At 33.5% G+C, this 7,330-nt stretch carries 9 protein-coding genes; 8 read left to right on the top strand and 1 reads right to left on the bottom strand.

Annotated elements, in window-relative coordinates; translation table 11 throughout:
* Nucleotides 1–672 (bottom strand): AAA family ATPase (locus AB5123_RS10260; RefSeq protein WP_368364772.1); only part of this gene is annotated, 672 nt, incomplete at its 3' end.
* Between the two features lie 487 nt (nt 673–1,159).
* On the opposite strand from AB5123_RS10260, the gene AB5123_RS10255 reads away from it, so the two are divergent.
* The 8 genes from AB5123_RS10255 (at nt 1,160) to AB5123_RS10220 (ending at nt 7,315) form a co-directional block, all read left to right on the top strand.
* Nucleotides 1,160–1,696, top strand: a complete 537-nt coding sequence (locus AB5123_RS10255) for an RNA polymerase sigma factor (RefSeq protein ID WP_195247502.1) — start codon at nt 1,160–1,162, stop codon at nt 1,694–1,696.
* Entirely contained in the window at nt 1,689–2,366 is a 678-nt protein-coding gene (locus tag AB5123_RS10250) for a DUF4367 domain-containing protein (RefSeq protein ID WP_337812296.1), read from the top strand. The genes AB5123_RS10255 and AB5123_RS10250 overlap by 8 nt, the downstream gene beginning before the upstream one ends.
* Before the next feature lie 200 nt (nt 2,367–2,566).
* Entirely contained in the window at nt 2,567–3,991 is a 1,425-nt protein-coding gene (locus tag AB5123_RS10245) for a hypothetical protein (protein WP_330043102.1), read from the top strand.
* A gap of 17 nt (nt 3,992–4,008) precedes the next feature.
* Nucleotides 4,009–4,401, top strand: coding sequence for a hypothetical protein (locus AB5123_RS10240; RefSeq protein WP_117925472.1), 393 nt, complete (start codon nt 4,009–4,011; stop codon nt 4,399–4,401).
* 366 nt (nt 4,402–4,767) lie between these two features.
* Nucleotides 4,768–4,929 (top strand): hypothetical protein, encoded by a 162-nt coding sequence (locus AB5123_RS10235; RefSeq protein WP_368364771.1) that lies wholly within the window; start codon nt 4,768–4,770, stop codon nt 4,927–4,929.
* The gene (locus AB5123_RS10230; RefSeq protein ID WP_368364775.1) at nt 4,913–5,179 is read left to right on the top strand and encodes a tyrosine-type recombinase/integrase; all 267 of its coding nucleotides are present in this window, start codon (nt 4,913–4,915) and stop codon (nt 5,177–5,179) included. The genes AB5123_RS10235 and AB5123_RS10230 overlap by 17 nt, the downstream gene beginning before the upstream one ends.
* Nucleotides 5,180–5,383: 204 nt before the next feature.
* Nucleotides 5,384–6,100, top strand: a complete 717-nt coding sequence (locus AB5123_RS10225; RefSeq protein WP_038671349.1) for a LytTR family DNA-binding domain-containing protein — start codon at nt 5,384–5,386, stop codon at nt 6,098–6,100.
* Nucleotides 6,101–7,315, top strand: coding sequence for a GHKL domain-containing protein (locus AB5123_RS10220; RefSeq protein ID WP_038671351.1), 1,215 nt, complete (start codon nt 6,101–6,103; stop codon nt 7,313–7,315). It begins immediately after the preceding gene.
* Nucleotides 7,316–7,330 lie beyond the last annotated feature (15 nt).

The raw sequence follows: 7,330 nt of genomic DNA, 5'->3' as shown, positions 1-7,330 counted from the left end.
CAAATTAATTTCTGCGTTTTCAATATCACGTCCTACACAATAAAGTTTTGCATTACGGCTGCCACGTTTTGTTTCGACCAGAACCATACTTCCGTCTACACAGCCGCTGATTCCTGTACTTCCTGAGATCATATTGAACGGGTCGATATCTTTGCATTTTCTAGTGTGATGTACAACTATTATTGCGATTTCAAGTTTGTCAGCAAGTGCTTTCAGAACGGATAGGTCTTTGTAGTCTGAACCATAGCTTGAATCAGTATCGCTGCGAACCATTTGCAGAGTGTCAATAAAAACGATTTTCAGATCACGATGTTCACTCATAAAGCCTTCAATCTGCTCTTCAAGACCGCCTCCTATCGGGTCAGACATAACAGAGAAGTAAAGCATTTCAGTTGGTTCATCGGTCAGCTCATAGAGCCTGTTTTGTATTCTTGCGTAACTGTCCTCTAAACACAGATACAGAGCAGTTCCTTGTGAAGTTTTTAGACCTAAAATTTTTTCTCCTTTCGCTATTGACAGACACATATCAAGTGCCAGCCACGATTTGCCGACCTTTGGTGCACCTGCTAAGATATACAGACCTTGTGCGATCAAGCCGTCTATAACGAATTCTATTGGCTTGTACACAGTTGTCATTATTTCTTCGCAGGATCTAGTGATGAGTTTTTTCACGCTACCAGACCTCCTATTCTATTTTCAAGTTTCTGTTATTGTCACTGAACATAGCGAAATTTATATTCAAAACAAAAAGCTCGCAAAGACTTTTAAAATCTTTACGAGCTTATATTATTCTCCATTCTTATGGTATCGCATTTTAATACGTTTGTCAATAGTCATGGTCCATTTTCATTGTTTTGCACAGGAGATTTGATTTTGACACGGGGGTAAGATGTGCGTTTTCGCCGTCGCACTGTGAGAGGGAGGGAGTGGCAGATTGGGGGTTCGGGGTTCTCCCCGACAAGCCGCAATCGGTGGTCTGCCCCTTGTGGGCGGACTGCCGTTTGCGATGCTTGCTAAGTCTGCGTACTTAACTTTTCCGGGCTGTCCGGTTGACAGTAAATAATTATCATTTTTTATGTTCATACTGAAAATGCACTTGAAATATTTATCTTTTAATGATATACTGTTATGCACAGACAAAAAACGGAGAGGTGATTTGATGCTGGCAATTTACCTATCAATGCTCGAAACCAACGAAGAAAAAAATCAGTTTGAACAGCTTTACATAAAATACAAGCAGGATATGTATGCGGTTGCATATGGCATTTTGAAAAACAAGGAAGATGCTGAGGACGCTGTACATCAGTCTTTTTTGAAAATAGCAGATAACTTTTCAAAAGTTTCACAAATTCCATGTCACGAATTAAAAGCATATATTGTTATTATATGTAGAAACACAGCGATAAATATTTATAGGCAAAATCAAAATCGTGCAGAGCATAGTACAGAATTATTTGAAACTGAAATAGTTGATGAATCATATTTTGAAAAACAAAACTATGATGAACTTTTATTAGCAATAAAACAACTTCCGCAGATTTATAAGGATGTTATCTATCTGTATTTTCTGCAAGAGTTCTCAGCAAAAGAAACGGCAACACAACTTGAAATATCTTCTGGATTGGTCAGACAACGTGCATTAAGAGCTAAAAAGATGTTGAAAGACATCTTAGAAAGGAGTAGTCACATTGAATAATACTCAGTTTAAGAGAGCAATATCTGAGGCTTTGACAAGAGAATATGAATTATCTGTTCCTGCACATAACAATGACTATAAGTTTTCAGATAAGTTTACCCGAAAGATGAATAAGCTGATAGGTCGCCAGAAAAAGCCGTACTACCAAATGATTAATACAGCCAGTAAGCGAGTGGCTTGTATTTTTATAGTGATTTTTATTGCTGCATTTACAACAATAATGAGCGTATCCGCTTTGAGAAATGCATTTAAGGATTTTTTCATGAGCATTTTTTCAGACCATTCAGAGATATCAGCAAATGTTGAAAGCAATGAGGCTGCACTGGACACAATTCAAGTCAACTATGATATAGGTTATGATTTGAGTGATTATGATGTTATTTATGAGGAATATGATAAAATTTCTCGGAATATCATTTATCAAAAAGAGAATACAATAATTGATTATCAGCAGTTAGTCAAATCCGAATTTGATATGGGACTTAACACAGAAAGTGCTGAAATATCAACAATAGATATATCCGGACACGATGCAGTTTATTATATAGATAATCATCAATTTTATCACTTGATTTGGGATAATGGAGATTATATTATTATGATAAGCTCCAACATTGGCAGAAATGAACTAATTGATATAGCAAATTCTGTGCAAAAAGCAGAAAAATAAAACTATTATTTGTTTTTCTGTAACGAATCCACCTTCTGATTTGTTATGTATGAATGAGGGAGTAAAAGCTTCTGTATTAATGCTAACAAAAAAGGAGGTGTTTTTTGTGTATAAAAGGATCGTTTCTTTGATTACAATTCTTGTGATTGGCATGAGCTGGTTCTATTAATATTTCATACAATAGCATAAAAGAAATAGGAATGAGAACAGAAAATGATAATGGATTAATTTTTGATTCATTAAATGCAATATTTATTAACAATGAATATGATGATTTTAATAATATAGCTAACTCTGATAATTTATATACTATTAAAGGAGATAATTATTTTACTGACTTTTCATTGGTTTTACAAGATTTAAATTTTGATGGGAGATTATATACTGACGGAGACATTACTATTAATGCTACATCTGTGACCTCCGAATCAAAAAATTCAATTATTGCATCTCACACAGGAAATATAGTGATTAATTCCAATGAATTTAATTATAAAGGTATTATTTTTGCACCAAATGGTTATGTAAATATTAATTCTAAAAATATTGATTTCAAAGGATTCATAATTGCGGCTGGTATCTCTATATCTGGAGATGATGTAACAATTTCAGAGAGTGATGAGGTTTTCACAAACTTTAATACAATGGAGCAAGAATATCAACAGAGAAATGATGAACTAATTACTGAGTATTTTGATACTGTATCGGCTCTAGAAGATAATCCAGACGACATAATTGTGGAAAGTAAATACAACGATTTGAGAAAAGAATTGCAAACTAAAGACCTTTTACTAAGCGAAAATGAGATTTCTGAATTATTTTGCAATCAAGAAAATATATCGAGTAGTTACAATGTTATGAACAAAGCTAAAGCTAGCTTTTATCCTTGTAAGGGAATCGAAAAGATGTATGACGTGATTCGCACATCATCGACGTATTCCTATGGTGGAAAGTCATATCAATACTACTCACTAAGTGTAAGTGATAAAGTATCCACTAGAAAACCAAAGTTACGTCGCAATTATTCTCCCAATATCTATCTTATTGGTAAATGCACCAATGAAGCAACCGCAAAAAAATATTTAAATACAGCTGTTTCAACATTATTTGGAAAAGGTTTTGGGGCTTTATTAGCAGGATGTGGTCATCCTATAGCTGGTAAAACTTTAGGGGTGGTAATAAAATCACTATTTTCTCGTACGCCGTCACCACATGATCTATATACGGATAGTTCAAAGTTTCTTCGATTGTCGGATGTTTGCTTAAATACCACAATGAAATATACATGGGTTAAGTATAAAGGCAGATGGGAATTTGGCTACAGTTGTGATAAGACAGCGTGGAAGTATGTGCTTACTGAGGGAAAGTTAAACACAAAAACAAAGTTATACGATTATGAGATGTTAACTAGAAGTTTTACAAACAAAGGAAATTATTACAAGCCATATGTAGCAATTAAGACAGTAGTCGACTATAAAAAGATGTATGGTGATAATGCGTCTACAGGAAATAATGACCCAATAGGTTACAGTAGTACAGCCTCTTATGAAATTAAAAATAGTGACAAAAAAGTCGTAAAAACCCTAAAACCTTTATTCATAAAAAATACAACAGCATTAATATAAATATATGTGGAGGTATTATGAAAAAAAAAATAATATTATTTTCAGTCTTGGCGATAATACTGCTCGGTATGATACTTTTTCTATTTGCAAAAATACCATCACCACAGATGGATCATAAGATATTTGGCTCATATTTTGAAAAAAAGATTTGTAAAAAATATGAATTAACTTTTGTTGATGAGACCTTCAACTATGCTGAATCTGCAGGATACGACAGTCAAACCCTTTCCCTTATCATCCATGGTGATCCACAAATATATAAATATCATGACAGGGATATATATTGCAGAATAACAGCAGATTATAAAGGTAAAACCATTACTGTTAGATTTAAAGGAACAAAGATCATTGGGACAAAATATAAATGGAGTCTTGAAAACGAAGATGCGTTTGATGTTTTTAAAAAATAATGTATGAATTGTATAATTGGTTAAGAAAAAACTAAATTTCGTGATTCTTAGCTATGGAATCAATACTTAATTCGGTATTGAACGCAAACACCATATCGTTATCTGTCAGTGCTTAGGGCTTTCCTCAGGTGCTAGTGATCGCAAGGTCATGTGGGTTCAAGTCCCGTCATCCGCACCATAACAGGACACCAATTTTGATACAATGCGTATCTTGATTGGTGTCCGTTTTCTTTATCCGAAAGTCCTTGTTTAATGGGATTTGTCAACACAATTTAACGAAAGCAGGCAATAAAGCTCGCAAAGGAGATTGGCACCAAGGCAGCAGCAGATGAGCTGCGCATCCCCAAAGGGACGCTGGGAACGTGGGTGCAAAAGGCGCGGATCGGGGAAATAGACACAGATGCAGGCTCACGTACACCAGGAGAGTCACTTACTATCGCACAGCAGCTTCAGGCAGCAAACAAGCGGATCAAAGAGCTTGAAAAGAAAAATCGTGAGCTTGAAGAGCTTAATGAATTTCTGGAGTAAGCATCTGTTTTTTTCGCTGCGAACCGTCGGAAGTCAGGAAAGAAGAACGGTTAAAGTTCATTTCCAAAACGTTAATTTTCATTTACTGCGTCACACATACGCTACTGTTTGTATTGAGAATGGCTTTGATGCTAAAACTGTCAGCGAGTTGCGAGGTCATTCTAATGTTAATATTACACTTAACCGTTATGTTCACTCATCGCTTGATACAAAAAAGAAATATGTTGACAAACTCAATTTTGTAGCTTAAAAGTTTTTAGCCGTCAGAAACATCTGATTGGTAGTAAATAATGCATGATTTTACGTTGCTTTTTTTGCCTTTTTGCCTGTAGGTGCAGATTTTGCGAAAGGTTTGTCTTATCTGTATTAATGTATTATACCACGATTTTAACAAATTATGTATTGATTTTACGTAAAATATTTGGTACAATGTTAATTAAGGCAGGTGAGCGTCGTGATTAGAATTGCGGTAGTAGATGACGAAAAATATGTATGTGCCCAACTCAAAAGATCATTGTTGGAATATCAGTTCAAATACAATTTGGACTTTGACGTTGATATATTTTTAACATGCGAAGATTTATATGAAAGATTGCAGTCCTCAATGGGCTATCATTTAATTTTCTTGGATATAGAATTTCCTAATATGAATGGAGTGGATTTGGGCAAAAAAATCAGAGGCAGGATTGGGGATATAAGGACTCAGATAGTATTCATCTCGGCTAAAGATTCATACGCAATGGAGTTATTTTCTGTCCACCCTTTTGATTTCATCATTAAACCGGTAAGTAAAGAACGACTTTATCCTTGTATTTCTAATTTCATCAAATTATATTCGAACAGTAATGTATTCTTCACTTATACATTGGAAAATATTAAGCACAAAATAGCCGTCAGCGAAATAATTTATATACAAAGTGAAAGAAAAAAGCTTAAATTGATTACATCAAGTGAAGAGATAATTTGTTATCATAAATTTAGTGATGCTGTAACTAATGAAATGAAAAATGATATGGTTGTAATAAAACGTGGCTTGGCTGTTAACATCAATCACATTGTTGATGCAGATTTTGAAACTGTTGTATTATCAAACGGAACAAGGCTAAAGATCAGCGACGGATATCGTAACAGTGTAATGGACATATTATCTGACAAGATAGGAGGATCGTAAATGCAGCCAACGGTATATTTAGTCTCTAATGCGGTGCATATGTATGCTGTATACATACTTTTTACTGCGGTTTTGGGCAAGAGTAAACTTCATCAATTTGCTGAGATCTTGACTTATATTGTTTATTATCTAATAAATTGCGGTGTGTATCTTTTTATGGATAACATAATGCTGAATTTGATCAGCAATATATTGCCTATGTTCGTGATAATGTTACAATATAAAAAGCCCATACAAACTTATATATTTCTAACTATCGGCGTTTGTGCGGTTGGCATGATATTAGATTGGATGATGTTTTGCATTTTCCCAGAATCAATGCTTTTAAAGTCAAATACTCCTCAAAGTATTGCTTTTCTTGGATTTGTTTTTCTGTTCAGACATTATTTTAATAGAAAAGAAAAAATCATAGTCACTTCCAACTATGTTATGCTTTTAGTGATAATTTCTATCGGAACGATTATTATAGCCGAACTTTCCGGGCCTGAATCTAATGCAAAATGTTTTGTAATTTCAGTTATATTATTGATAATCAACTTTTTAAATTTTTATTTGTATGATAAATATATAGAAAATATGCAAATGAAAATCATGTTTAACGCTGTTGAATCTTCTAATCAAGCTTACAAAAATCAAATTCAATTAATGAACGAGTCACAAAAGAAAATACGCTTATTAAAGCATGATATGAAAAATCATTTGTTAAAGTTAAAATATGATTTAGAAAACGGCAATTACACAAAGGCAGATGAATATATCAATAATATGACCAATAATTTAATTACCGAAAAAGAATTCGTAAATACAGGTAATATAGACTTTGATTGCTTGTTGAATTATAAATTATCGATTGCCAATGAAATGAATGTTGTTTTTTCGTGCCATATTGTATTGCCTGAAGAATTACAGGTAAATTCATTTGATTTAACTGTGATATTAGGAAATTTATTGGATAATGCTCTGAATGCATTGAAAGAAGCAAAGGTGAAGCAGCTTAATATTGACATAAATTATTCAATAGGCATGATAGTAATAAAAATAGAAAATACATTTGCAAATATAAGTAGCAAATATGATGATCCAGAAAAACATGGATACGGATTGATAAGTGTAAGGACATCGTTGGAAAAATACAATGGAAAACTCCAGAACAACATTGTTGATGACAAGTATGTTGTAAAAGCAGTTTTATATAATGTAGTGAAAAAATCATAAAAATTATGGCAGTGC

Origin of the sequence: Ruminococcus sp. RTP21204st1_B2_RTP21204_210225, assembly GCF_040914135.1 — a bacterium.
Taxonomy (GTDB): domain Bacteria; phylum Bacillota; class Clostridia; order Oscillospirales; family Ruminococcaceae; genus Hominimerdicola; species Hominimerdicola aceti.
This window is presented reverse-complemented; position numbering and strand designations above follow the sequence as displayed.

Bases quoted from the DNA above. Each gene is read 5' to 3' on its own strand.
- AB5123_RS10255 (WP_195247502.1), top strand. From the start codon at position 1,160: ATGCTGGCAATTTACCTATCAATGCTCGAAACCAACGAAGAAAAAAAT.
- AB5123_RS10245 (WP_330043102.1), top strand. From the start codon at position 2,567: ATGAGAACAGAAAATGATAATGGATTAATTTTTGATTCATTAAATGCA.
- AB5123_RS10240 (WP_117925472.1), top strand. From the start codon at position 4,009: ATGAAAAAAAAAATAATATTATTTTCAGTCTTGGCGATAATACTGCTC.
- AB5123_RS10230 (WP_368364775.1), top strand. From the start codon at position 4,913: ATGAATTTCTGGAGTAAGCATCTGTTTTTTTCGCTGCGAACCGTCGGA.
- AB5123_RS10220 (WP_038671351.1), top strand. From the start codon at position 6,101: ATGCAGCCAACGGTATATTTAGTCTCTAATGCGGTGCATATGTATGCT.